Raw genomic sequence first — 25616 nt, forward strand, 5'->3', positions numbered from 1 at the left:
TCGCTCACAGGTCGAGGGCGTACTCCACGTCACCGTGCTCCGCGCCCTCGACGTAGTCGGGCCACTGCTCGTGGAACGTGCGCACGCGCCGCAGCCCGACCTTCGCCAACACCCGCCGCGACCCGGTGTTCACCGTCATCGCGTACGCCACGACCCGCGTCAACCCCACCGCCCGCGCGTGCTCGACCAGCGCCGCCGCGCCCTCCGTCGCGTACCCGCGCCCCCAGTGGTCCGGGTGCAGCCGGTACCCCAGCTCGGCCACCCCCGGTTCCACCGGGCTCAGCTCGAACCAGCCGATGAACGCGCCCGACTCCTTCACGTGAGCCGCCCACCAGCCGCCCTCGGTCACCCTGGGCAGCACGACCCGCTCCACGTCATCCCGCGACACGGGCTTGCCGTCCTCGATGTACCGCATGACCCGCGGCTCGCCCAGCAGCCGGGCGACCGAGTCCACATCGGACTCCACGAGCGGGCGCAGCAGCAGCCGGGCGGTCTCCACGGGCCGATTCTGCGCTAGTTGTCCTTGGTGGCCAACCGCATTGCCGCCAACGACATCCCGATCAGGATGTAGCAACCCGCCAGCGCCGTGCCGCGCCACAACGCCTCCGTCGGCAACGGGTCGCGCATCACGTCGATCAGACCGTCCCACGCGGACGTGATGAGGTACGGGTGCAGCCAGTCCAACGCGCTGAAGATGCCCAGCACCGCGAACACGATCACGCCGGCCATCGTCGCCGCCATCACCACCAGCGGGTGCTCGGTGCACGCCGAGATCGCCATCGCGATCGCCGCCACACCCCACACCTGCACGGTGACCAGCAGGATCGTCAGCACGATCCGCCCCAGCGCCGCGCCGATCGGCAGCGTGGACCCCGACAGCGTCAGCATCCCCTCACCGCCGAACAGCACCACACCGGTGATCGCGCCCACGAACGCGATCAGCGTCACCGCGAACAACGTCATCGTGGCCACGCCGAACGCCTTGATGCCCAGCAGCCGCAGCCGCCCCACCGGCGAGATCATCAACCCGCGCAGCGTGCCGTGCTGCGCCTCACCGGCCAGCCCGTCGGCCGCCCAGATCGCACCCACCAGCGGCAGCAGCAGCGGCAGGGCCAGCATCAGCGTGAACACCGGCAGCACCAGCCCGTTGCCCGCGATGATCGCGGCCAGCCCCGGCCCGGCGGGCCCGTCGCCGTCGACGGCGAACCACAGCCCGATCCCGGCCAGGACCGGCACCAGGCACAGCGACGCCAGCCCGATCACCGTCCGCGGCCGGCGCAGGATCCAGCGCAGCTCCGAGCGCAGTTGCCTGCCCAGCGGAGCGCGCGTCGCGACCAGCGCGCTCATCGCGCACCCTCCTCGATCGTGTCCACCGCGGACAGGTTGTGCTCGGACTCCTCGGCCTCGGTGAGCCGCGCGAACAGGTCCTCCAGCCCGGTGCGGTGGCGACGCGCCTCGTGCACCGCGACCCCCGCGTTCACCAGCGCCTGCACCACCACGGGCGCGGTCGTGCCGATCAGCTCGACCCGCACGCCGCCCTCGATCGGCCGCGCCGAGATCCGACCGGCGCGCAACGCGTTCAGCGCCTCGTCCACGTCCGGCGTGACGACGAGCAGCGAGCTGCTGTCGGCGTGCAGCAGCTCGGCCAGCTCCCCTTGCGCCACCACGGTGCCGCGGTGCAGCACGGCCACGTGCGTGCACGTCGCCTCGATCTCGCTGAGCAGGTGCGACGACACGACGACCGTGCTGCCCGCCTCGTGCAGGTCGGCGATCACCTTGCGCACCTCGCGCGTGCCCGCCGGGTCCAGGCCGTTGGTCGGCTCGTCCAGCACGATCAGCTTCCGCTTCACCAGCAGCGCCGAGGCCAGCCCCAGCCGCTGCTTCATGCCCAGCGAGTACCCCCGGTAGCGCCGGTGCGCGGCGGCGGCCAGGCCGACCCGCTCCAACGCGTCCTCGACGGCCTGCTTGATGTCACCGGTGGCCAGCAGCGGCTCGAACGCCGCCGCCCGCCGCAGGTTCTCCCGACCCGACAGGAACGGGTGGAACCCCGGACCCTCGACCAGCGCGCCCACGTGCGGCAACGCCTGCGCGACGCCGTCGGGCAACGCCTTCCCCAGCAGCTCGACCTCCCCCTCGGTCGGCCGCACGAGCCCGAGCAGCATGCGGATCGTGGTGGTCTTGCCCGACCCGTTCGGGCCGAGCATCCCGAGCACCGCCCCCCGCGGCACGTCGAGGTCCACCCGGTCCACCGCGACCGTGCGCCCGTACACCTTGCGCAGCCCTCGCGTCCGGGCCGCGAGGACCGGGGTGGAGCCGGCGGTCGCCGGCTCCACCCGCGCGCTGGTCGAGGTGGTCACTTGACCTGGCCGATCGCGTCCACCAGCACCTGCTCCGGCACCGCGCCCGCGGCCACCCGGCCGTCGTCGGCGATCAGCACGCCACCGACCCGCGTCGTGATGAGCGTGCCCGAGCCCCACGCGCCGCTGACCGGCTTGCCCAGCTGCTTGACCAGGCCCTGCACGTCGACGTCCGCGTCCTGGCCGCGGTCGGACCAGCGGCCCTCGCGCTGACCCCTCTGCTGCGCCTCCGCGAGCCCGGCCAGGGCGTCCCGCGGCACCCGCGCGGCCAGCACGACGTCCCAGCCCTCGCCGATGACCTGCGGGTTCGCCTCGGTGAACACCTTCTCGGCCGCCGCCTTGTCCTCCGCCGACGGCTCGCCGACCTCCGGCTCGGTCACCTTCGCCCCGGCCGGCGGCGCGAACGCGAACAGCGACGCGTCCTGCGGGCCCACGGTCAGCTCGGAGAACCCGACCTGCGCGGCGGGCGCGTCCGTGCCGTTGGTCAGCACGGCCACCCGCAGCGGCACCCGCAGCTCCGAGTCGACCGCGACGCGCACCTCGCGCAGCACCGTCTTCTCGGTCGGCTTCGGCGTCAGCACCAGCTCGTACACCGGCCGGTTCGCCACCCGCGCGGTGCCGTCGACGGTGACGTCGCTGTACTGCTGGATCGCCGCCACCACCTGCCGCGACAACGTCACCGGGTCGGTCGGCGCGGCCTTCGGCTCACCGCCCAGGTCCGGCTCGGCCCGCTCGAACGAGCCGTGCGGCAGCTTGGTCACGGTCTGGTCCGCGGAGTCCCACAGCCACGCGGTCCGCCCGTCGTCGACGAACGTGCGCTCGGAGTCGCCGCCGGGCAGCTGCACCCGCAGCTTGCCCGTGCCGTCGGTCCAGATCCGCAGGTTGCTGGCACCGTCGGACAGCTGCGGCACACCCGCGATGGCCGGGATGCCCAGGTCGTTGTCCACGTCCACGGTGCCGCCGAACGCGGCCGGCTTCGCGTTGAGCACGGACTCGACCAGCGCCTCGGCGCTGACGTCCGGCAGCACCGGTGCGGGCCCGGCGCCGGCGGGCATCGCGAGCAGCCCCAGCCCGGTCGCGCCGGCGACCACCCCCACCGCCGCCGCCACGACGGTCACCCTTCTCCGGTTCATGTGTCCCTCCTCCGCCGGGCAGCCCCTTGCGACCCGACGCCACAGACGCTCCTCCGCACGCCCTGAGATCGCGCTGAGAGCGGGCCGCACGCTGAGAGCGCACTGAGACTCCCGCGCCGATTGTCCTCCTCACGGGGCATGCTGTGGGACGTGAGACCACGGGTGCTGGTTGTCGACGACGAGATCGGCGTGCGACGCGCGTTGGAACGCGGCCTGTCCGCGGAGGGCATGGAAGTGGTGACGGCCGCCGACGGCCCCAACGCCCTGCGCGTGGCGTTGACCGGCGCGTTCGACGTGGTGCTGCTGGACATCATGCTGCCCGGCCTGTCCGGCTACCGGGTGCTCCAGCGGATGCGCGCCGAGGGCGTGCGCACGCCCGTGCTGATGGTGTCGGCCAAGGACGGCGAGGTCGACCAGGCCGACGGCCTCGACCTCGGCGCGGACGGCTACCTGGTGAAGCCGTTCTCGTTCGTGGTGCTGGTGGCGCAGGTGCGGGCCCTGCTGCGGCGCAACTCCGCGGACCTCGCGCGGCGCAGGCTCAAGCTGGGCGAGCTGGTGGTGGACCGCGCCGTGCGCGAGGTGAGCTGGGCGGGCGAGCCGGTGTCGCTGTCGCCGCGCGAGTACGCCGTGCTCGACGTGCTCGCCAGCCGGGCCGGGTCCGTGGTCACCAAGGACGAGCTGCTGCGCACGGTGTGGGGCGACGAGCAGGCCGCCACCCGCAACGCGGTCGAGGTGTACGTCGGCTACCTGCGGCGCAAGCTCGACGCGATGGGCGCGGGCGAGGTCGTGCGGACCGTGCGCGGGCACGGCTACCTGGCCTCCACGCCCGACCTGGACGCGGCGCTGGGTGCGGCGGGAACCCCGGCGGGGACCAGGCGCAGGTGAACCTGGTGCGGTGGTGGCCGCGCCGGTGGTGGCTGCACCGGACGCTGCGGTTCCGGATCACCGTCGTGGCGACCGGCGTGGCGCTGCTGTGCCTGCTCGCGTTCACCCTGCTCGCCCCGCAGCTCATCGGGTACGTGCAGGTCAGCGCGGTGGACCGGGAGCTGACCAAGGCGGGCACCGTGCGCGTGCTCGACACCGCGGGCACCCCGCTGGACGGCGGGCCGCGACCCGACCTGACCGCGGCGGAGATCCGCGCGCTCAAAGCGGGCGACCCGGTGCTGCGCGTCGACGGGGCCAGCGCGCACCGGTGGATCGGCCGGGTCGTGTTCACCGCGGACGGCACGCCTGAGCTGCACGTCACCGGCGACACCCTGATCGGCTACCGCGAGGCCAACCAGCTCGGCACGCGGTGGCTGGCCGTGGCCGCGGTGCTGGTCGCGGGCCTGGTGGGGATCGCGACGTGGCTCGCCGTGCGGTCGTCGTTGCGGCCCGTGGAGCGGATGCGGGTGGCCGCGGCGGAGCTGCCGCGCGGGCAACGCCTGCCCGTGCCGGCCGCGCGGGACGAGCTGCAAGCGCTTGCGGAGGCGTTGAACGCGCTGCTCGCCAGGCGTGACGAGGCCACCGAACGGCTGCGCCGGTTCACCGGTGACGCCGCGCACGAGCTGCGCTCGCCCGTGACGTCCGTGCGGGCGCAGGCCGAGGTGGCGGTCGCGCACCCCGACCCGGACTTCTCCATCGAGGTGCTGGAATCGGTCGTCGAGGAGTCCGAGCGGCTGTCCGCGCTGGTCGACGCGCTGCTGATCCTGGCCCGCGCGGACACCGGCGAGCTGCCCCGCGCCGAACCCGTCGACCTCGTGCTGCAAGCGCAGGCCGCGGTGGACCGGATGGGGGAGACCGACCTGCTCGTGCAGTTGGCCGCGCCCCTGTCGGCGTGCCTGATCTCCGCCGCGCGCACCGAGGTGGAGCTGGTGCTGGACAACCTGCTGCGCAACGCGGCCCGGTACGCCCGGACGTTCATCCGGATCTCGGTGCTGCCCGCCGCCCGCGAGGTGCGGCTGCTGGTGGACGACGACGGGCACGGCATCCCCGAGGAGCACCGGGAGAAGGTGTTCGACCGCTTCTACCGGGTCGAATCCGATCGCGGACGGGCCACCGGCGGGTTCGGGCTCGGCCTCGCGCTCGTGGCGCACCTCGTGCGGCGACGGCGGGGCACGATCCGGGCCGGTGAGTCACCCGAGGGCGGCGCGCGGCTGGAGGTGCGCTGGCCGCTCTACCGGTGACGTGCGGCTGACAAGATGTGCGACCGTGCCCGAGCTGAGGACCACCACCCTGGTCGACGCCCCGTTGCGGACCGTCGCCGCCGCGTTGCTGGACGCCCGACTGCTGGCGCGGGCCGTGCGCGGGCTGGGGGTGCGGATCACCGGCGGCGCGCCGGTGCTGTTCGCGGGCGCTTCGCTGGCCGGGTCGGTGGGGCCGGTGAACGGGACGCTGGTCGTGACGCGGGCCGACACCACGGGCGTGTCGGCGGAGCTGGTCGGCGGGCCGTTGCCGCGGTTCACGCTGGTCACGGACCTGTTGCACACCGGTGGCGGCACGATGGTGGTCGACTCGGTCGAGTGGACCAGCCCCGGCGGGCCGTTCGGCCGCCTGGCGGACGTGCTCGTGGGCCGTGGCCTGGCCTTGAAGGTCTTGGAGGCACGTGCCGCCGCCGTGTCCGCGCGGAGCGTCGAGCTGCTTCGCGCGCGCGTGGTGGTAGCCGCCGCGATCATCCACGAGGGCCGCCTGCTGGCCCAGCAACGCGGCTACCCGCCCGAGGCGGCGGGCAAGTGGGAGCTCCCGGGCGGCCGCGTCGAACCGGACGAGACCGACCACGACGCCGTGATCCGCGAGTGCGCCGAGGAGCTGGGCATCACCGTCACCCCGGGCGACCAGGTGGGCCCGGACATCCCGCTGCGCCCCGACCTGCTGCTGCGCGCCTACGCGGCCACCCTGACCTCGGGCACCCCGACCCCGACCGACCACCAGGCCACCCGCTGGCTGACCTCCACCACCCTGGACACCGTCGACTGGCTCCCCGCCGACCGCGTCCTCCTCCCCACCCTCCACCTCCTCCTCCCCTAAAACCCCGCGCGTGTCCTACGTTCAGAACGCGAGAGTCCTACGTTCAGAACACGAGAGTCCTACGTTCAGAACCCCCGAGTTCAACGCTCAGACCGACCGACCGGTCTGCCGAGTGTTGAACTCGAGGGTCGCGAACGTAGGACTCTCGCGGCGTGAACGTAGGACTCTCGCGGGGGTCAGGACAGGCCCGACATGCGGAGGGCGGCGTCCAGGCGGTGGGTGCAGCGCTCACGGGAGCGCTCCGCGCCGTGGGCGCGGGCCCGGTCCAGCTCGGCCGGGTCGTCCAGCAGGCGTTGGGTGACCTCGCGCACGGGACGCAGCTCCTCGATCACCGCGTCCGCCGTGACCTCCTTCAACTCCGAGTAGTCCGACAACGACGACGCCAGCTCGGCAGGCTCCTTGCGCGTGCACGCGGCCAGGATCTCCAGCAGGTTCGCCACCCCCGGCTGCTCCACCGGCGCGTAACGCACCTCGCCCAGGTCGTCGGTCACCGCACGCCGGATCTTGCGCCGCACCAGGTCCGGCGGGTCCAGCACGAACACCGTGCCCGCCGCGTCCTTCGCGGTCTTGGCCATCTTCCGCGACGGGTCCGCCAGGTCGCGCACCCGTGACGCGGTCGGCGGCACCACGGACCGCGGCACCACGAACACCTCGCCGTAAGCGCCGTTGAACCGACGCGCCAGCACCCGCGCCAGCTCCACGTGCTGCCGCTGGTCGTCACCGACCGGCACCTCGTGCGCACCCTGCAACAGGATGTCGGCCGCCATCAGCACCGGGTACGTGAGCAGGCTCAACCGCACCGACGACCGGCCCGCCGACTTCTCCTTGAACTGGATCATCCGCGCCGCTTCGCCGTACGTGCAGGTGCACTCCAGCACCCACGTCAACGCGCCGAGCTCGCGGACCAGGTCCGACTGCACGGCCACCGAGCGCGGGTCGACGCCGGCGGCGATGAGCACCGCCAACTGCTCCCGTGTCAGCGATCGCAGTCGTGACGGGTTGTGCGACGTCGTCATCGCGTGCAGGTCGCTGATGAAGTAGACGTCCTCTTCGGTGCCGTCGGCGGCCCACCGCCGGATCGCGCCGAGGTAGTTGCCCAGCTGGACCGGGCCGGACGGGGTGATCGCGGACAGCCTGATCATGGTGATCCCTTCGGGGTGTGCCCGCTCGGCCCGAACCCCCGAAAGCACGAAGGCCGCCCCAGCGGGCGGCCTGCGTTCGTCTGACGCGCAGTTCTCAGGGCCGCCGGAAGGCGGACCACCAGAACGGGTAAAGAGTGCGCATAGCCGCGATCCTAGCGTGTTACGCCGGTGTGTCACGGGTCTACATTTCTTCTATGTACGTCGTGCTGCTGGAGTACACCGCACCGCTGGACGAGGTCGACTACGCCCTCCCGGACCACGTGGAGTGGCTGAAGAAGCAGTACGAGGCCGGGCACTTCCTGGCCTCGGGCCGCCAGGTGCCGCGCGTGGGCAGCGTGATCATCGCGCGGCCGATGCCGCGCGGGAAGCTGGACGCGCTGCTGGCCACCGACCCGTTCGCGATCCACAAGCTGGCGAAGTCCCAGGTGGTGGAGTTCCAGGCCACCCGGACCGCGCCGGAGCTCGCCAGGGTGAACGAAGCGGTGATGGGCTAGCCGGCGGGCACGGCCCACGACCCACCCGGCGTCGGCCGGGCGGCGGCTCTCACGCGGCCGTCTTCTTCTTGCCTTTCTTCTTCTCCTTCTTGCGCTCCTGCTTCGCCGCCTTCTTCGCGGCTTTCTCCCGGGCCTTGAGCAGCACGACCACCGGACAGCTCTTGCACCTCGGTGTCGAACGGCAGCACTTCTTCTTCACCTTGACCTTGCCCACGTCCGCGTGCTCCACTCATCCGGGTGTCCTCAGAGTAGGTGAGGCTGACCTCACCTGCCGTCCCTGTGTGGTAAGGGCGCTGCGCCCGGTAAGCTGTAGTCAGGCTGCGCGCGATCCATGTCCGGCGCCTGGCTTCCCTCGCACAGACATCTGTAGGAGTTCCGCGTGCCCACGGCCACCGCGTCGATCAAGGAAACGCTGGTCCGCAACGACCTGCGCAACGTCGCGATCGTCGCGCACGTTGACCACGGCAAGACCACCCTCGTCGACGCCATGCTGCGGCAGTCCGGCGCCTTCTCCGAACGAGCCGAGCTCGTCGACCGGGTCATGGACTCGGGCGAGCTGGAGCGTGAGAAGGGCATCACGATCCTCGCCAAGAACACCGCCGTGCGCCGCCACACGCCCGACGGCCCGGTCACGATCAACGTGGTCGACACCCCCGGCCACGCCGACTTCGGCGGCGAGGTCGAGCGCGGCCTGTCCATGGTCGACGGCGTCGTGCTGCTGGTGGACGCCTCCGAGGGCCCGCTGCCGCAGACCCGGTTCGTGCTGCGCAAGACGCTGGCCGCCGGCCTGCCGGTGATCCTCGTGGTGAACAAGGTCGACCGCCCCGACGCCCGGATCTCCGAGGTCGTCGAGGAAGCCCACGACCTGCTGCTCGACCTGGCCACCGAGGTCGGGGCCGACGACTCGGTGCTCGACCTGCCCGTCGTCTACGCCTCGGCGCGCGCCGGCCGGGCCTCGCTCAACCAGCCCGAGGACGGCGGCCTGCCCGACGCGGAGAACCTCGACGTCCTGTTCGAGGTCCTGTTCAAGCACATCCCGGCCCCGATGGGTGACGCGGACGCGCCGCTGCGCGCGCTGGTGACCAACCTCGACGCGTCGTCGTTCCTGGGCCGCATCGCGCTGTGCCGCATCGAGGCCGGCCGCATCCGCAAGGGCGAGACGGTGGCGTGGTGCCGCGAGGACGGCTCCGTGCACAAGGTCCGCATCACCGAGCTGCTGATCACCGAGGCGCTCGACCGCGTGCCCGCCGAGGAGGCGCGCGCCGGTGACCTCGTCGCCATCGCGGGCATCCCGGAGATCACCATCGGCGACACGCTCGCCGACGTGGACAACCCCGAGCCGCTGCCGCGCATCACCGTGGACGAGCCCGCGATCTCGATGACGATCGGCGTCAACACCTCGCCGCTGGCCGGCCGCAACGGCGGCACCAAGCTGACTGCTCGCGTGCTCAAGGCCCGGTTGGACTCGGAGCTGGTCGGCAACGTGTCGGTGCGCGTGCTGCCCACCGAGCGCCCCGACACCTGGGAGGTGCAGGGCCGCGGTGAGCTGGCGCTGGCCATCCTGGTCGAGCAGATGCGGCGGGAGGGCTTCGAGCTGACCGTCGGCAAGCCGCAGGTGGTCACCAAGACCATCGACGGCAAGCTGCACGAGCCGTTCGAGCGGTTGACGATCGACGCGCCCGAGGAGCACCTGGGTGCCATCACCCAGCTGCTGGCCAACCGCAAGGGCCGGATGGAGAACATGTCCGGCCACGGCTCCGGGCGGATCAAGCTGGAGTACGTCGTGCCGTCGCGCGGCCTCATCGGCTTCCGCACCGAGTTCCTGACCGAGACGCGCGGCACCGGCATCGCGAACGCGGTGTCCGAGGGCTACGGCCCGTGGGCCGGCGAGATCCGGACCAGGCACAACGGCTCGCTCGTCGCCGACCGGTCCGGCCAGGTCACCGCGTACGCGATGATCCAGCTGGCCGACCGGGGCACGTTCTTCGTCGAGCCCGGTGCCGATGCCTACGAGGGCATGGTCGTCGGCGAGAACCCGCGGGCCGAGGACCTCGACGTCAACGTGTGCCGCGAGAAGAAGCTGACGAACATGCGCACGTCGACCGCCGACGTGATGGAGACCCTGGCCCGGCCGCGGAAGCTGTCGTTGGAGGAGGCGCTGGAGTTCTGCGCCCCCGACGAGTGCGTCGAGGTCGCGCCGGAGGTCGTGCGGGTGCGCAAGGTGATCCTGGACGCGAACCAGCGCGGCCGCGAGCGCAACCGCAACAAGCTGCGCGGCTGAGCGCGCCATACCTTATATATAAGGGTCCGCTGCGGGCACCTCGGTCTTCGGACCGGGGTGCCCGTCTCGTATCCGGCCCCGTCCACCCGTCATCGCCAAACACGATTGGGTGAACATCGGCCAAAAATGTACGGAAACACTGTTACCGCCCCTCGGTTGGAACATGAGGAAACCGACCGACCGCCCCTGCCTCACCCCCAACCCCCGACCCCGACCCACACCCCTCGACCACCGCTCCCACCCCACCACCACCACCGCCCGCTCCCACCACCGCCCGCCACCCCGACCGCCCGCCACCCCGACCGCCCGACCGCCACCCGCCGCCTCCGGGCCCCGCGGCCGGCCGCCGAATCGGCGCGGGCCCCATGCGTCGGCGGTGGCCGGCCCGGGAGCGCTCGGGCCTGGGTCGGCGGGTGGTGTGGGTCACAGGGCTCGGTGCACGGCCGGATCGGGATCGGGATCGGGATCGGGTGGGGGTTGGTGGTGAGCGGGTGATGGGTGAGTGGGGTTGGGCGTCAACTGTCAGCGACGTCTGGCACGCTCGTACCCATGGGGACGCGACACGTTCTTGCGGTGGTGGCTGCGCTCGCGCTGGCCGGGTGCACGGCTACGCCACCGCCGCCCCTGGTGCCTTCGACGCCGGGGATGACGGTCGTCCCGAAGGAGAAGCAGAACGAGGTCGTGGTCGGGGTGGACGACGTCAAGGGTGGCTACAACCCGCACACGTTGGCCAGCCAGAGCACGGTCACGACGGCGCTCGCGGCGCTGTTGCTGCCGTCGACGTTCCGGACCGACGCGGACGGCAGCCCGCGGCTCGACCTGGACCTCATGGTCAGCGCCGAGGTGACCGCGGCGGAGCCGTACACGGTCACATACACGTTGCGGCGGGATGCCAGCTGGTCGGACTCGGCCCCGATCGCGGCCGAGGACTTCGTGTACCTCTGGCAGCGGATGCGGGAGGAGCCGGGGGTGGTCGATCCGGCCGGGTACCGGCTCATCGACGACATCACCAGCCGTGAGGGCGGCAAGGTGGTCGAGGTCGTGTTCGGCAAGCCCTACCCGGGGTGGCGCAGCCTGTTCCGCAACCTCCTGCCCGCCCACCTGCTCAAAGACGCGCCCGGCGGGTGGGGTGCGGCGCTCGCGGACAGCTTCCCGGCCACCGCGGGGCCGTTCGCGGTCCGCACGCTGGACCAGCCGCGCGGCGAGATCATCCTCGAGCGCAGCGACCGCTTCTGGGAAGCGCCGCCCACCCTGGACCGCGTGGTCCTGCGCCGGGCCAGCCAGCACGACACGGTCGAGGCGTTGAACACCGGTGACGACCAGGTCGCGCTCATCCGCGCGGACGCCATCGCGACCAAGGAGGTCGCCGAGCTGGCCAAGACCACCTCGCTGGCCAGCGTCGTCGTCCCGCGCCCGGAAGTCGTCCAACTCCTGTTCCGCCCCGCCTCGCCGCGGATGCAGGACGTCCGCGTCCGCACCGCCGTGATGAACCTGCTCGACCGCGACGACCTGATCGACGCCGACTCCCGCAGCGGCCCCAGCGAGAACCTCCGCGCGGACGCCCAGGTGATCCCGCCGAGCAAGCCCGGCTACACCCCGACCATGCCCCCCAAGACCGGTGACCCGGCGCAACTGCTCACCGAAGCGGGTTACACCCGGCCGGAGGGTGGGCAGTGGGGGCGTGACAACAAGCCGATGGAGTTGACCATCGCCGCACCGGTCGGGATCGAGCCGTACGTGACCGTCGCGAACCGCGTCCAGCGTCAACTGTCATTGTCCGGAATCGCTGCGCGCATCCTGACAACGCAGCCCAATGAGTTGTTCGGCCAAGATCTGTCGGATACCGCCGCGTCCAATGAGCCGGTCGACATTGCCGTCGTGCCGCAGGTGGACACCGGCGATTCCGCGGCCGTTCTGGCTTCCACATTCGGCTGCCGTCCCACGCCCGCGGACGGCGGTACACCCATTCCGGCGAATCTGTCCGGTTTCTGCGACCAGGCGGTCCAGCCGGTGATCGAACAGGCCCTCAGCGGCCAGGTGCTGCTCGCCGACGCCCTCAAGACGATCGAGCCGGTGCTGTGGCAGCAGGCCGTCTCGCTGCCGTTGTTCCAGGTAGCGGACTTGTTGGTGGTCCTGCCGGAGGCCGAGAACGTGACCGCCGGTGCTCCGTTCGCCGGTCCGCTGAGCACCGCCCGCGCGTGGCGACGCCAAGATCGTTGACCGTTGACCCGGACGAAACACTGGCTTCAAGATGCGTGCGCGGTGCAGTATTGACAGTATTCCCGTCGTCCGGTTAACGAACGCTCCCGCCCGGTAACGACGGAGTCGCGTGCTGCGACCAACGTGTCACCCTTTGGTCACGATCGGCCGATGGGCAGTGACCGTGCCGCGCACGGCTTCTTATCGTGCTGCAACGGTGTGTCGGTTCGGGGCGCGTTTGGCACATCACGGTTATGGGTGGAAGTCGGCCCAAACGGTCGCTCCAACCCAGTGCTAGGAGGGCACGTGTCGATGAGGAGATCAAAGGCTGTCTCGGCGCTCGCGCTGTTGACCGGCGCCGCGCTCGTGCTGAGCGCGTGCGGTGGCGGCGGCTCGGGCGGTGGCGATCAAGGCGGGCCGCAGGACAGCGACCCGGGCGCGATCGGTAGCCAGGACGAGGTGTTGAAGCGTCCGAAGGTGGAGGACATCGGCGAGGTCGCGATCGCCGTGGAAGAGGGCTTCAGCAACTACAACAACAACATCGGCGCCACGAACAACTTCGCGAGCACCATCGCGCTGTCGAACGTGCAGCCCTCGCCGTACGTGACCGACCTGGTCGACGGCAAGGTCATCATCAAGGTCGACGGCGACCTGATGGAGTCCATCAAGGTCACGTCGACCGACCCGCAGACCATCGAGTGGAAGGTCCAGAAGGCGGCCGTCTGGTCCGACGGCGAGCCGATCGACTGCGACGACTTCTACCTGAAGTGGCTGGCCGCGACGAGCAAGGCCACCGTCAAGGGTGACGACGGCACGGAAGCGTCGATCTTCGACTCGTCCGACACGGGTTACAAGGACATCGAGAAGCTCGACTGCTCCGAGGACGGCAAGACCGTCACCACCACGTTCTTCAAGGACCGGGCGTTCGCGGACTACCGCGCCCTGTTCTCGCAGCCGGGCAGCGACAGCCTGCTGCCGGCGCACATCCTGGAGCAGAAGACCGGCGTCGCGGACATCACCAAGGTGCTGCCCTCGCAGAACGACGACACGGTCAAGAAGGTCGCCGAGTTCTACACCACCGGCTGGCGGGGCTTCGACCCGGCGGTCGCGCTGTCCGGCGGCCCGTACCAGATCGTCTCGGCGGACCTCAAGGACCAGACGGTCCTGGAGCGCAACCCGAAGTGGTGGGGCAACCCCGGTGGCCCGTCCAAGGTCATCCTGAAGACGAACACCGACGCCCAGTCGGCCGCTCAGCAGCTGCAGAACAAGGAAGTCCAGGTCATCGCGCCGCAGGCCGACGCGGCCGTGGCGCAGCAGCTGCGCGGTGACAGCGCGTTCGAGGTCTACGCGGCCGGTGGCCAGACCTACGAGCACGTCGACTTCAACATGGCGCTGCCCCTGTTCAAGCAGAACAAGGAGCTGCGCACGGCGATCGCCCAGTGCTTCGACCGCGACGCGCTGGTCGAGAAGCTGGTCGCGGACGTGGACCCCAACGCCAAGCCGCTGGGCAGCCTGACGTTCATGCCGAACGAGGTCGGCTACGAGGACCACTACAGCGACATCGGCAAGGGTGACGTCGCGGCGGCCAAGAAGACGCTCGAGGACGCCGGCTGGAAGCAGGGCGCCGACGGCATCTACGCCAAGGGCGAGTTCCGCGCCTCCTTCAAGCTGGGCCACAAGATCGTCCAGCGTCGTGCGGACACCGTGCGCATCCTGCAGGACAAGTGCAAGCAGGCCGGCATCGAGATCGTCGACGACCAGGCGGCGGACTTCAACGACAAGCGCCTCCCGGCCAGCGAGTTCGAGGCCGCGCTGTTCGCGTGGGTCGGCCAGCCGCTGAAGGCCGGCGCGTACGGCAACTACGCCCAGAAGGACAAGGGCGGTTCGGCCAACTACAACAACTACGACTCCGCCGCGTTGACGGAGAAGTGGGCGGCCGCGAACAGCGAGCTGGACTACCAGAAGCGCGTCACCATGATGAACGACGCCGACAAGATCATGCGGGACGACCTGCACAGCGTTCCGCTGTTCCAGCTCACCGACTTCGCGGCGTCGAGCGCGGACATCGGCCCGATCTCCTACATCGGTGTCGGTGGCGGCGTGACCTGGAACCTCTACGCCTGGCAGAAGAAGTAGTCACCGCCGGGCTCGGTGAGTCCGCATAGGTAAAGCACGACTCAGCCGCCGGGGGGTCGGTGCCACAAGCACCGGCCCCCCGGACGGTGTCCGCGTCCGGTAGGCTCCCACGCTTGCACGCGGGGGTGCCTAGGGAGACTAGAGACTCGTCATGTTCCGTTACATAATCCGGCGGTTGTTGATCTCGATTCCGCTGTTGATCGTCGCTTCATTCCTCTGCTTCGGTCTCGTCAACGCCATGGGCGATCCCCTCGGCGAGTGGAAGCTCCAGAAGCCCCGGACACCGGCGGAGATCGCCGCCGCGTACGAGCGGACGGGCTACAACAAGCCGTTCATGGAGCGCTACGTCGACTGGGCCGGCGACTTCGTGACCGGCGACTGGGGCGAGTCCGTCGTCCCCGGCAACGCGGGCAAACCGGTCAAGGAAGAGCTGCTCAAGGCGTTCGGCGTGACGCTGCGGCTCATCCTCGGCGCGGAGCTCATCGCGCTGCTGCTCGGCATCGTCGTCGGCGTCATCGGCGCGGTGAGACAGTACTCGATATTCGACTACACGGCGACGGGAATATCGTTCGCGATGTTCTCGATGCCGTTGTTCTGCGTGGCCCTGGTGCTCAAGGCCGGTGGCATCGAGCTGAACAACTGGCTGGAGTCCATCGGCGCCGACCGCTGGATCATCACGGCGGGTCCGCCGGGTGACGGGTTCGGCGGCAGCTTCGGCCAGCAGGTGTTCCAGTACAGCGGCGCGTACATCCTGCCGACCATTTCGCTGGTGGTCATCCAGTTCGCGCTCTACAGCCGTTTCCAGCGCGCCTCGATGCTGGAGACGTTGAACGCCGACTACGTGCGCACGGCGCAGGCGAAGGGCATCTCGGAAGCGCGGTCGATCTTCCGGCACGCGTTCCGCAACGCGCTCATCCCGATCATCACGGTCTCCTCGCTCAACATCGGCGCCGGTTTCGGTGGCGCGGTGATCACCGAAACGGTCTTCAGCTGGTCCGGAATGGGCAAGTTCATCGTCGAGGCCATCACGAAGATCGAGCCGTACCAGGTGCTCGGCTTCATGATGCTCACGGCCGTGTTCATCATCGTGTTCAACCTGATCGCGGACATCCTGTACGCCTTCCTGGACCCGAGGATTCGCCTTGACTGAGATCGGTTCCCCCGTGGCGCAGGCGCCCGCGCCCCAGTCGGGCGGCGAGGCGAGCACGTTCGACACGACCACGGCGCGCAAGCAGTGGCAGGTCATCCTGCGCCGGTTCACCCGGCACCGGGCGGCTTTGGTCGGCCTGGTCCTGTTCGTGGTCCTGGTGCTGTTCGCCTTCTTCGGCGGCCTGTTCTGGAAGTACAGCTACACCGACCTGGGCTTCAAGCGGTACCTGCCGCCCAGCGGCGACCACCCGTTCGGCACGGACCGGCTGGGTGGCGACATGGTCGCCCTGATCATCCGCGGCACGCAGTTCTCGTTGCAGATCGCGATCGTGGTGGCGGTGCTGTCCACCGTCATCGGCGTGGTGCTGGGCGCGGTGGCCGGGTACATGAAGGGCTGGGTCGACACGCTGATCAGCCGCTTCATCGACCTGCTGCTGGTGATCCCCAGCCTGATCATCGCGGCCGTGCTGGTGCGCAACAGCTTCGTGGTGTCGGTGGCGGGCGGCAGCGGCGGCAGCAACTGGCTGATCGTGGCGCTCTACCTGGGCCTGATCGGCTGGCTGTCGATCGCCCGGGTCATCCGCGGCATGGTGCTGTCGCTGCGCGAGAAGGAGTTCGTGGAGGCGGCCCGCGCGCTGGGCGCGTCCACGTTCCGCATCGTGTTCCGGCACATCCTGCCCAACACCGTGGACGTGATCATCGTCAACGCCACGCTGGCGATCGCGCAGGCCGTGCTGCTGGAGGCCGCGCTGTCGTTCATCGGCCTCGGCGTGCAGAGCCCGGACACGTCGCTGGGCCTGATGATCAGCCTGAACAAGAACGAGTTGACGCTGCACCCGTGGCTGTTCTTCACGCCGTTCGTGTTCATCGTGCTGATCTCGCTCGCGGTGAACTTCATCGGCGACGGTCTCCGGGACGCCTTCGACCCGCGGCAGAGGAGGGTGAAGGCATGAGTGAGGTGGACGTGATGGGTGCTCCCGAGTCCTCGGCCTGGCAGAACACGACGGGTGGCGCGGAGAAGCTGCTGCGCGTGGAGAACCTGTCGGTGGACTTCCCGACCGACGACGGCACCGTGCACGCGGTGCGGGACGTGTCGTTCACCCTCGGCCCCGGCGAGGTGCTGGGCATCGTGGGCGAGTCCGGTTCCGGCAAGTCGGTGTCGTCGATGGCGATCATGGGCCTGCTGCCCAAGACCGCGAAGGTCGGCGGGTCGATCAAGTTCAAGGACCGCGAGCTGGTCGGCTTGACCTACAAGCAGATGCAGCCGATCCGCGGCAACGGCGTCTCGATGATCTTCCAGGACCCGATGACGTCGCTGAACCCGGTGTACACGGTGGGCTGGCAGCTCGCCGAGGCGCACCGGGCGCACCACGACGTGTCGAAGAAGGCCGCCTGGGCCAAGGCCGTCGAGGCGCTGGAGCTGGTCGGCATCCCGCAGCCGGACCGGCGCGCGTCGCAGTACCCGCACGAGTTCTCCGGCGGCATGCGGCAGCGCGCGATGATCGCCATGGCGATCATCAACGACCCGGACGTGATCATCGCGGACGAGCCGACCACGGCGCTGGACGTGACCGTGCAGGCGCAGATCCTGGACACGCTGCTGCGCATCCGGGACGAGACGAGCGCGGGCATCATGGTCATCACGCACGACCTGGGCGTGGTGGCGGGCATGGTGGACCGCGTGCAGGTCATGTACGGCGGCACGGTGGTCGAGCAGGGCACCGTGGACGAGGTGTTCGAGGCGCAGCGCATGCCGTACACGGTGGGCCTGCTCGGCTCGATCCCGAACCCGAACATGCTGGGCAAGCGGCTCACCCCGATCAAGGGCGCCCCTCCCTCGCTGATGAACCTGCCGCAGGGCTGCTCCTTCTCGCCCCGCTGCCCGTTGGCGATCGACGAGTGCCGCCAGACCGAGCCGCTGCTGCTGGAGACCGACCGGCCGGGCCACTTCGCGCGGTGCCACCGCTCCGCGCACCTGGCCACGATCGAGAACCCGCAGCGGCTGTTCGCCCACGACGAGATCGGCGTGGTCGAGAACCCCGCGTCGCTGACCATGGCGAACCCGGACATCCCGGTGAGCGAGGACCTCGACGTGGTCGAAGCTCGGTTGCACGAAGAGGAGAAGCCGACCTCATGACGTCGACTGACATCAACCCCCAGGCCGGTGGCCTCGCGTCGGGCGGACGTCCGGGCGAGACGCCGTTGCTGGAGGTCAAGGACCTGGTCAAGTCGTTCCCGGTGCGCGGCGGCGGCATCATCCCGCGCACGGTGGGGCAGGTCCAGGCGGTGTCCGGGGTGAGCTTCGACCTCTACCCGGGCGAGACGCTGGGCCTGGTCGGCGAGTCCGGCTGCGGCAAGTCCACCACCGGTCGGGCCATCCTCCAGCTGCACAAGCCCACGTCGGGCTCGGTGAAGTTCGAGGGCCGCGAGCTGACCAAGCTGCGCGGCAAGGGCCTGCGGGGCGTGCGGCGGGACATGCAGATCGTGTTCCAGGACCCGTACGCGTCGCTGAACCCCCGGTGGCAGATCAACGAGCTGATCTCCGAGCCGTTCAAGATCCACGGCATGCCGGAGGGCTCCGGCAAGGACGTGCAGGCGCGGGTCAACGAGCTGATGGAGCTCGTCGGCCTCAACCCGGAGCACCGCAACCGGTACGCGCACGAGTTCTCCGGCGGCCAGCGCCAGCGCATCGGCATCGCCCGCGCGCTCGCGCTCAACCCGAAGCTCGTGGTGCTGGACGAGCCGGTGTCCGCGCTGGACGTGTCGGTGCAGGCGGGCGTGGTGAACCTGCTCGAGGAGCTGCAGGAGCGCCTGGGCCTGGCCTACCTGTTCGTGGCGCACGACCTGTCGGTCGTGCGGCACATCTCCGACCGGGTCGCCGTGATGTACCTCGGCAAGATCATCGAGATCGGTGACCGGGAGGAGATCTACGCCCGGCCGATGCACCCGTACACGCAGGCCCTGCTGTCCGCGGTGCCGGTGCCGAACCCGAAGATCGAACGGCAGCGCCAGCGGATCGTGCTCACCGGTGACGTCCCGTCGCCGGTGAACCCGCCGTCGGGCTGCCGCTTCCGCACCCGGTGCTGGAAGGCGCAGGACATCTGCGCGGTCGAGGAGCCCAAGCTGGAACGGCGCGGTGACGGCGCGGGCACGCTCTCGGCGTGCCACTTCGCCGAGGTCGCGCCCTCCCTCGTCGGCTGAGCGCAACGGCCGCCGCCGCGTGACGTGACCCTTGTGGCACTTCGCGCGGCGGCGGCCCATTACTCTCATCCGGTGACGCTCACTGCTCCACCACGGTTGCTCCTGGTACACGCACACCCCGACGACGAGAGCCTGTGGACGGGCGGCACGATCGCCCGCTACTCGGCGTTGGGCGCGCACGTCACCGTGGTCACCTGCACCCTCGGCGAGGAGGGTGAGATCATCCCGCCGGCGCTCCAGGAGCTGACCGCGGCCAACGCCGACCAGCTCGGCGGGTACCGGGTCGCGGAGCTGCGCTCGGCGTGCGCCGCGCTCGGCGTGACCGACCACCGGTTCCTCGGCGGCATCGGCCGCTGGCGGGACTCCGGGATGGCGGGCGTCGAGGCGAACAACCACCCGCGCGCGTTCGTCAACGGCTCGTTCGACGAGCAGGTCGCCGCCCTCGCCGAGATCATCTCGTCGGTCAAGCCGCACGTCGTCGTCACCTACGACGCGTTCGGCGGCTACGGCCACCCCGACCACATCCGCGCCCACCAGATCACCATGGCGGCGGCGACGGACGTGGACCGCGTGTTCCACGCCGTCACGTCCCGCGCCGCGACCGAGGCGGGCGCGGCGGCGCTGGCGGAGATCCCCGACCTGCCGTGGCGGCTGCCCGCCGAGGGCGAGCTGCCGGTGACCGACGACGCCGACATCACCACCACGATCGACATCTCCGAGCACCTGGTCGCCAAGCTGCGGGCGTTGCGCGCCCACTCCACGCAGGTCGGCGTGTGGCAGGACGGCGCGGGCCGGGCCTGCTACGCGTTGTCCAACGGCATCGCGCAGCCCGTCGTGCAGGCCGAGTACTACGTGCTGGCCAAGGGGCCCGCCGAGGGCGCGGAGACAGACCTGTTCGGGGGGCTGGATTGAGCGATCGCCTGGCGCTCGTCGCGATCGCGGCGGCGGCGTTCGTGCTCGCCGTGCTGGAGCTGTTCTTCCTGCCGCTGCGGCTGGACGGCACGCTGCTGCCGCGGGTGGACGACCTGCCGTTCCCGGTCACGGTGGTGGTCGCGGTCGTGACCACGCCGCTGCTCGTGCTGGCCGCCTCGCGGCACGCGAGCCGCACGGTGGGCGCGGTGTCGCCGCTGCTGGTGTGGATGGGCACGTTGCTGCTGTTCGGCTTGTTCGGACCGGGCGGCGACGTGGTACTCCTCAACGACTGGCGCACCCTGGTGCTGTTCGCCGGGGGCGCGTTGCCGAGCGCCATCGCGGTGGGCGCGCACATGGGGAGGGCGGCCCGTGCCGGAGGCGATCACTGATTCCGACGTCGTGCGGGCGCTGCGCCCGTTCGTGCGGGCGACCGGTCCGCTGCTGGACACCCTGCGCGACGTGAACCTGCTCGGCCTGCGCGACCGCGAGGTCGAGCGGGACGCCGACCGCACGCTCGTGGACAAGCTGTGGGACCAGCTCGCCGCGGTGAAGGTGCCCGGCACGGCCGCGTGGGCGCGGATGGACGTGCTCCAGCGCGACGAGTTCTGGCTCAACCGGGTCGGCCGGGTGGTGTCGCTGGTGGCGGCGCTGCCCGGCATCGGCGGCGTGCTGGCCGACCGGCTGCCGATCCAGTCCGCGCTGGGCGCGGCCGGCCAGGGGCTGCTGCTGTCGGCGATCGCGGGCGAGCACGGGTTCACCTCCACCGAGGACCGCGTGCGGCTGCTCGCGCACGTGCTGTTCCAGCGCGAGGTCGACGGGCTGCCCGTGGACCGGCAGAAGGAGGACGAGCAGACCGCCGAGCTGACCGAGGAGCTGCGGGAGCGGTCCACGTTCCGGGCGATCGGCGCGACCATCTGGAAGCTCGCCAAGGTCCTGTGGAAGCTGGAGGACGAGCTGGACAAGCGTCCCCAGGGCAGGCTGTACCACCAGGCGCTGGGCATGCTGCCCGTGGTGGGCGTGGTGGGCGACTACTTCGGCGAGCGCTCGGCGTTGAAACGGGTCCGCACGGCCGCCTACGCGTGGTTCGACACCCAGTAGCGGTAGCGGTGGTGCTCGACGCAGCCCAGCGACTCGTAGAGCGTGATCGCGGGCTTGTTGTGCTCGGCCACCTGCAACGCGCACGTCGTCGCGCCCCGCTCGACGCCCCACGCCGCCAGGCCGCCCATGAGCAGGCGTGCCAGGCCGAGCCGGCGTGCCTCGGGCCGCACGGCGAGCCGCGCCACGTGGAGCAGGTCGCCGACGACGGCCCCGCGCACGGCGGCGAGCACCCGGCCGTCGCGGACCACCGACCCGAAGCCGACCCGGTCGCCGGACGTCAGCACGTGCCGTTGCGCGGGCGTGGGAACGGGTTGGGCGGCCAGCTCCCACCATCCGGGAGCCGGGGTGCCCGAAATGTCGACGCCGGCTGCCTTCGGGGTGGCGAACCCATCCAGCAGGCCCGTCATCACGAGCGACTCCGCGCCGCCCGGGTGATCCACATCGACCCGCCAGCCGGCTGCCTCGACGCCGGCCTCCGCGGGCGCGCCGACCACCACGTGCGCGGCGGGCTTGATCCCGTTGGCGCCGGCGAAGTCGATCACCTCGCGGAGCGCGTCCGCGACCGGGATGCCGGGATCGCCCGTGGTCAGGGCGCTGTTGGCACGTCCGGTGAAGCCGCCCGCGGCGCGCAGCCGCCACTGGCCGAGCGGCCGGTCGACCAGCGCCGGCCACGCGTCGGCGCACCGCTGCTCCAGCTCGGTCACCCGCTGCACCCCCGCATCGTGCCCCGCGCGCGTGGGCGGTGGTCTGTGAGCTGGAGCACGGTGCTGATAAGGCCGGCCTGGGCGTTGGACAATCGACTCCGCCGCGTACTCTCCGGCTTGCGCGGTGTGGACCAGAACAAGAGCAGGAGAGCGCAGTGACCTATGTGATCGCCCAGCCGTGCGTGGACGTGCTCGACAAGGCGTGCATCGAAGAGTGCCCCGTCGACTGCATCTACGAAGGCGACCGGATGCTCTACATCCACCCCGATGAGTGCGTGGACTGCGGCGCTTGCGAGCCGGTGTGCCCCGTCGAGGCCATCTACTACGAGGACGACGTGCCGGACGAGTGGAAGGAGTACACGAAGGCCAACGTGGACTTCTTCGACGAGCTGGGGTCCCCCGGCGGCGCCTCGAAGGTCGGCAAGGTCAGCGCCGACCCCCCGTTCATCAAGGCCCTGCCCCCGCAGGCGTCGCACGAGTGACGTTGGGCAGGAGGCTCCCGGACTTCCCCTGGGACTCGCTGGCCGACCACGCCGCCAAGGCGCGCGCGCACCCCGACGGCGTGGTCGACCTGTCCATCGGCACCCCGGTGGACCCGGTCCCGGAGGTGATCCGGCACGCCCTCGGCACGGTCGCCGACCAGCCCGGCTACCCGACCACGCACGGCACGCCGGCGTTGCGGGAGGCGGTCGTCGGCGCGTTGGCGCGGCGGCACGGCGTGACCGGGCTCGACCCGGCGGCGGTGCTGCCGACCATCGGGTCGAAGGAGCTGGTGGCGTGGCTGCCGATGTTGCTCGGGCTGGGGCCGGGCGACGTGGTGGCCATCCCGGCGTTGGCGTACCCGACCTACGAGGTCGGCGCGCGGCTGGCCGGGGCCTCGGTGGTGCGGTTGGCCGACGGTGAGCCGCCGCCCGCCGGGACGTCGCTGGTGTGGCTGAACTCGCCGTCCAACCCGACCGGTCGGGTGCTGTCGGCCGAGCAGGTGGCGCGGGCGGTGGCGGACGCGCGGGCGGTCGGCGCGGTCGTCGCGTCCGACGAGTGCTACCTGGCGTTGTCGTGGACGGCGTCGCCGGTGTCCGTGCTGCTGCCGTCGGTCAACGGCGGTGCGTTGGACGGGGTGCTGGCGGTGCACTCGTTGTCGAAGTCGTCCAGCCTGGCCGGGTACCGGGCGGGGTTCGTGACGGGCGACCCGGCGTTGGTGGCGTCGTTGCTGGAGGTGCGCAAGCACGCCGGGATGATCGTGCCGCGGCCCGTGCAGGCGGCGATGACGGCGGCGTTGGACGACGACGCGCACGTGGCTGAGCAGCGTGAGCGGTACCGGGCGCGGCGCGAGGTGCTGCTGCCGGCGTTGACGGCGGCGGGGTTCACCGTGGACCACTCGGAGGCCGGCCTCTACCTGTGGTCGACGCGGGGCGGCGAGAACGCGTGGGACACGATCGCGTGGCTGGCCGACCGGGGCATCCTGGCCGCGCCGGGCACGTTCTACGGCCCGACGGGCGACCGCCACGTGCGCATCGCCCTGACCGCCACCGACTCCCGCATCACCACCGCCGCCACCCGCCTGACCCCCTGACCCGAGAGTCCTACGTTCACGCCGCGAGAGTCCTACGTTCGCGACCTCCGAGTTCAACACTCGACCGACCGCCCGGTATGGCCGAGTGTTGAACTCGGGGGTGCTGAACGTAGGACTCTCGCGTTCCGAACGTAGGACTCTCGGGTTAGTCGTTGGTGTGGAGGGCGGCGTTCAGGGCGACGGTCTGGCCGTGGCGGGGGAGGACCTTGACCGCGCCGGTGGTCGAGTCGCGCAGGAACAGCAGGTTCGGCACGCCGGACAGTTGGCCCGCCTTGACCACGGTGCCGTCGGCGGCGGTGACCTTGGTGCCCGCGGTGACGTAGAGGCCCGCCTCCACGACGCAGTCGTCGCCCAACGAGATGCCCACGCCGCCGTTCGCGCCGATCAGGCACCGCTCGCCGATGGAGATGACCTGCTTGCCGCCGCCCGACAGCGTGCCCATGATCGACGCGCCGCCGCCGACGTCCGAGCCGTCACCCACGACGACACCGGCGGAGATGCGGCCCTCCACCATGGACGTGCCCAGCGTGCCCGCGTTGAAGTTCACGAAACCCTCGTGCATCACGGTCGTGCCGGACGCCAGGTGCGCGCCCAGCCGCACGCGGTCGGCGTCGGCGATCCGCACCCCGGTCGGCACGACGTAGTCCACCATCCGGGGGAACTTGTCGATCCCGTACACGGTCACCGGCCCCCGTGCCCGCAACCGCAGCCGGGTCTGCTCGAACCCCTCCACCGCGCACGGCCCGAAGTTCGTCCACACCACGTTGTTGAGCAGCCCGAACAGGCCGTCGAGGTTCGCGCCGTGCGGCCGCACGAGCCGCGTCGACAGCAGGTGCAGCCGCAGCCACACGTCGTAGGTGGAGGTGGGCGCGTCGGCCAGCGAGCCGATGCCGACCCGGACGCCGACGACCTCGACGTCACGCTCGGCGTCCGCGCCGAGCTGCTTGGCCGCGGCCTCGCCGAGCTCGGCCGAGACCTCGGCGGACGACAGCAGCGCCACACCGGGCTCCGCGGTCCCGAGCGACGGCGACGGGAACCACGTGTCCAGCACAGCGCCGGTAGGGGTGACGGTGGCGAGTCCGACGCCGTACGCGCCGGTGGGGTTTGCGGTGCTCACGGGTGCCAACGGTAACGTGCGCCGGGTGGCCGACACCTTGCACCTCGCCGCCGATCCCGTCGAGCTGACCGCCGCGCTGGTCGACACGCCCAGCGTCTCCGGCGACGAAGCCCACCTGGCCGACCTCGTCGAACGGGCCCTGAAGGAGCAGACCGCGCTGGAGGTCACGCGGTCGGGCAACACCGTGCTGGCCCGCACGAACCTGGGGCGCCCGGCCCGCGTGGTCCTCGCGGGCCACCTCGACACCGTGCCGATCAACGACAACCTGCCGTCCCGGCTGGAGCACGGCGTCCTGCACGGCTGCGGCACCGTCGACATGAAGGGCGGCGACGCGGTGATGCTGCACCTGGCCGCCACCGTCGCCGACCCCCGCCACGACCTCACGTTCATCTTCTACGACTGCGAAGAGGTCGAAGCCGTCCGCAACGGCCTGGGCCGCGTCGAACGCGAGCTGCCCGAGTGGCTGCACGGCGACCTGGCCATCGTGTGCGAGCCGTCCAACGGCACGATCGAGGCGGGCTGCCAGGGCACGATGCGCATCGACATCCGCACGAAGGGCGTCCGCGCCCACACCGCCCGCGGTTGGATGGGCGTGAACGCGATCCACGCCATCGGCGAGGTCCTGCGCCGGCTGGAGGCGTACCGGCCGCGCGAGGTCGAGATCGACGGCTGCCTGTACCGCGAGGGCCTCCAGGCGGTGCGGATCAACGGCGGCGTGGCGGGCAACGTCGTGCCGGACGAGGCCGTGCTCACGGTCAACCACCGCTTCGCCCCCGACCGCACGCCCGAGCAGGCCGAGCAGCACCTGCGGGAGGTGTTCGAGGGCTACGACGTCACGGTCACCGACAGCTCGCCCGCGGCCCCGCCCGGGCTGACCGCGCCGATCACCCGTGAGCTGGTCGAAGCGGCGGGCGGCACGCCCGTGGCCAAGCTCGGCTGGACCGACGTGGCGCGCTTCGCCGCCCTCGGCATGCCCGCGGTGAACTACGGGCCGGGCGACCCGACGCTGGCGCACACGCAGCAGGAGCACGTCCCGGTGCACCAGGTCCACGGGTGCGTCGACGTCCTGCGCCGCTTCCTCAGCCGCGACCCGGCCCGCCACTAGACTCCCGGC

General features: G+C 71.1%; 25 protein-coding genes. 17 read left to right on the forward strand and 8 right to left on the reverse strand.

The features are described from left to right. Positions 1-4 precede the first annotated feature (4 nt). Genes LZG04_RS06760 through LZG04_RS06775 form a run of 4 tightly spaced genes read right to left on the reverse strand, consistent with a single transcriptional unit; the run spans position 5 to position 3490 of the window. Complete coding sequence (locus tag LZG04_RS06760) at positions 5-499, reverse strand: GNAT family N-acetyltransferase (protein WP_233814289.1); 495 nt, start codon at positions 497-499, stop codon at positions 5-7. 14 nt (positions 500-513) lie between these two features. Beyond that, positions 514-1347 carry an ABC transporter permease gene (locus LZG04_RS06765; RefSeq protein ID WP_233814291.1) on the reverse strand — a complete coding sequence of 278 codons (834 nt, stop codon included), beginning with the start codon at positions 1345-1347 and terminating at the stop codon, positions 514-516. After that, on the reverse strand, positions 1344-2357 hold the full coding sequence (locus LZG04_RS06770; protein ID WP_233814293.1) for an ABC transporter ATP-binding protein: 1014 nt from the start codon (positions 2355-2357) through the stop codon (positions 1344-1346). The genes LZG04_RS06765 and LZG04_RS06770 overlap by 4 nt, the downstream gene beginning before the upstream one ends. Next, a complete protein-coding gene (locus LZG04_RS06775) occupies positions 2354-3490 on the reverse strand; it encodes a DUF2092 domain-containing protein (protein ID WP_233814295.1) in 1137 nt (378 codons plus the stop codon). The genes LZG04_RS06770 and LZG04_RS06775 overlap by 4 nt, the downstream gene beginning before the upstream one ends. 138 nt (positions 3491-3628) lie before the next feature. Between LZG04_RS06775 and LZG04_RS06780 the strand changes: the two genes are divergently transcribed. The 3 genes from LZG04_RS06780 to LZG04_RS06790 are packed head-to-tail and all read left to right on the forward strand — an operon-like array spanning position 3629 to position 6496. Beyond that, positions 3629-4375 carry a response regulator transcription factor gene (locus tag LZG04_RS06780; protein WP_233814297.1) on the forward strand — a complete coding sequence of 249 codons (747 nt, stop codon included), beginning with the start codon at positions 3629-3631 and terminating at the stop codon, positions 4373-4375. Positions 4376-4380: 5 nt separating this feature from the next. Further along, the gene (locus tag LZG04_RS06785) at positions 4381-5655 is read left to right on the forward strand and encodes a cell wall metabolism sensor histidine kinase WalK (protein ID WP_233814299.1); all 1275 of its coding nucleotides are present in this window, start codon (positions 4381-4383) and stop codon (positions 5653-5655) included. A 25-nt stretch (positions 5656-5680) separates the two neighbouring features. Continuing rightward, the gene (locus tag LZG04_RS06790) at positions 5681-6496 is read left to right on the forward strand and encodes an NUDIX domain-containing protein (RefSeq protein ID WP_233814302.1); all 816 of its coding nucleotides are present in this window, start codon (positions 5681-5683) and stop codon (positions 6494-6496) included. Positions 6497-6672: 176 nt separating this feature from the next. On the opposite strand, the gene trpS is transcribed toward LZG04_RS06790, so the two are convergent. Next, positions 6673-7638 (reverse strand): tryptophan--tRNA ligase, encoded by a 966-nt coding sequence (gene trpS / locus LZG04_RS06795; protein WP_233814304.1) that lies wholly within the window; start codon positions 7636-7638, stop codon positions 6673-6675. Between the two features lie 194 nt (positions 7639-7832). On the opposite strand from trpS, the gene LZG04_RS06800 reads away from it, so the two are divergent. After that, positions 7833-8132 carry a YciI family protein gene (locus LZG04_RS06800; RefSeq protein WP_233814306.1) on the forward strand — a complete coding sequence of 100 codons (300 nt, stop codon included), beginning with the start codon at positions 7833-7835 and terminating at the stop codon, positions 8130-8132. A gap of 49 nt (positions 8133-8181) precedes the next feature. Here LZG04_RS06800 and LZG04_RS06805 read toward each other — a convergent pair whose 3' ends face one another. Beyond that, a complete protein-coding gene (locus LZG04_RS06805; RefSeq protein ID WP_233814308.1) occupies positions 8182-8361 on the reverse strand; it encodes a hypothetical protein in 180 nt (59 codons plus the stop codon). Between the two features lie 150 nt (positions 8362-8511). On the opposite strand from LZG04_RS06805, the gene typA reads away from it, so the two are divergent. The 10 genes from typA (at position 8512) to LZG04_RS06855 (ending at position 21108) form a co-directional block, all read left to right on the forward strand. Next, positions 8512-10413 (forward strand): translational GTPase TypA, encoded by a 1902-nt coding sequence (gene typA / locus LZG04_RS06810; protein WP_233814310.1) that lies wholly within the window; start codon positions 8512-8514, stop codon positions 10411-10413. Positions 10414-10962: 549 nt separating this feature from the next. Continuing rightward, positions 10963-12633 carry an ABC transporter family substrate-binding protein gene (locus LZG04_RS06815; protein WP_233814312.1) on the forward strand — a complete coding sequence of 557 codons (1671 nt, stop codon included), beginning with the start codon at positions 10963-10965 and terminating at the stop codon, positions 12631-12633. Positions 12634-12924: 291 nt separating this feature from the next. Next, the gene (locus tag LZG04_RS06820; protein WP_233814314.1) at positions 12925-14748 is read left to right on the forward strand and encodes an ABC transporter family substrate-binding protein; all 1824 of its coding nucleotides are present in this window, start codon (positions 12925-12927) and stop codon (positions 14746-14748) included. Positions 14749-14899: 151 nt separating this feature from the next. Then, positions 14900-15898, forward strand: coding sequence for an ABC transporter permease (locus LZG04_RS06825; protein ID WP_233814316.1), 999 nt, complete (start codon positions 14900-14902; stop codon positions 15896-15898). Next, on the forward strand, positions 15891-16850 hold the full coding sequence (locus LZG04_RS06830) for an ABC transporter permease (RefSeq protein WP_233814317.1): 960 nt from the start codon (positions 15891-15893) through the stop codon (positions 16848-16850). The genes LZG04_RS06825 and LZG04_RS06830 overlap by 8 nt, the downstream gene beginning before the upstream one ends. Then, complete coding sequence (locus tag LZG04_RS06835) at positions 16847-18034, forward strand: ABC transporter ATP-binding protein (protein ID WP_233814318.1); 1188 nt, start codon at positions 16847-16849, stop codon at positions 18032-18034. The genes LZG04_RS06830 and LZG04_RS06835 overlap by 4 nt, the downstream gene beginning before the upstream one ends. Then, positions 18031-19098: an ABC transporter ATP-binding protein gene (locus LZG04_RS06840; RefSeq protein WP_233814319.1), complete on the forward strand. Its 1068-nt coding sequence runs from the start codon at positions 18031-18033 to the stop codon at positions 19096-19098. Before LZG04_RS06835 ends, LZG04_RS06840 begins: the two co-directional genes overlap by 4 nt. A 72-nt stretch (positions 19099-19170) precedes the next feature. Beyond that, on the forward strand, positions 19171-20010 hold the full coding sequence (mshB, locus tag LZG04_RS06845; RefSeq protein WP_233814320.1) for an N-acetyl-1-D-myo-inositol-2-amino-2-deoxy-alpha-D-glucopyranoside deacetylase: 840 nt from the start codon (positions 19171-19173) through the stop codon (positions 20008-20010). Continuing rightward, positions 20007-20399 (forward strand): hypothetical protein, encoded by a 393-nt coding sequence (locus LZG04_RS06850; RefSeq protein ID WP_233814321.1) that lies wholly within the window; start codon positions 20007-20009, stop codon positions 20397-20399. The genes mshB and LZG04_RS06850 overlap by 4 nt, the downstream gene beginning before the upstream one ends. Next, complete coding sequence (locus LZG04_RS06855; RefSeq protein ID WP_233814322.1) at positions 20380-21108, forward strand: hypothetical protein; 729 nt, start codon at positions 20380-20382, stop codon at positions 21106-21108. The genes LZG04_RS06850 and LZG04_RS06855 overlap by 20 nt, the downstream gene beginning before the upstream one ends. Here LZG04_RS06855 and LZG04_RS06860 read toward each other — a convergent pair. Then, positions 21084-21821, reverse strand: coding sequence for a GNAT family N-acetyltransferase (locus LZG04_RS06860; RefSeq protein WP_233814323.1), 738 nt, complete (start codon positions 21819-21821; stop codon positions 21084-21086). The two genes, LZG04_RS06855 and LZG04_RS06860, sit on opposite strands and share 25 nt — an antisense overlap. Positions 21822-21967: 146 nt before the next feature. On the opposite strand from LZG04_RS06860, the gene fdxA reads away from it, so the two are divergent. Together fdxA and dapC are read left to right on the forward strand one after the other, a co-directional pair. Next, positions 21968-22294, forward strand: a complete 327-nt coding sequence (gene fdxA / locus LZG04_RS06865; RefSeq protein WP_233814324.1) for a ferredoxin — start codon at positions 21968-21970, stop codon at positions 22292-22294. Between the two features lie 2 nt (positions 22295-22296). Continuing rightward, positions 22297-23385: a succinyldiaminopimelate transaminase gene (gene dapC, locus LZG04_RS06870; protein ID WP_233814325.1), complete on the forward strand. Its 1089-nt coding sequence runs from the start codon at positions 22297-22299 to the stop codon at positions 23383-23385. Positions 23386-23530: 145 nt separating this feature from the next. Here the strand turns inward: dapC and dapD are convergent, their stop codons facing one another. Further along, positions 23531-24502: a 2,3,4,5-tetrahydropyridine-2,6-dicarboxylate N-succinyltransferase gene (gene dapD, locus LZG04_RS06875; RefSeq protein ID WP_233814326.1), complete on the reverse strand. Its 972-nt coding sequence runs from the start codon at positions 24500-24502 to the stop codon at positions 23531-23533. A gap of 25 nt (positions 24503-24527) precedes the next feature. Between dapD and dapE the strand changes: the two genes are divergently transcribed. Continuing rightward, positions 24528-25607, forward strand: a complete 1080-nt coding sequence (gene dapE / locus LZG04_RS06880) for a succinyl-diaminopimelate desuccinylase (RefSeq protein ID WP_233814327.1) — start codon at positions 24528-24530, stop codon at positions 25605-25607. The last annotated feature ends 9 nt before the right edge of the window (positions 25608-25616 follow it).

The organism is Saccharothrix sp. S26, from assembly GCF_021390395.1.
GTDB lineage: Bacteria > Actinomycetota > Actinomycetes > Mycobacteriales > Pseudonocardiaceae > Actinosynnema.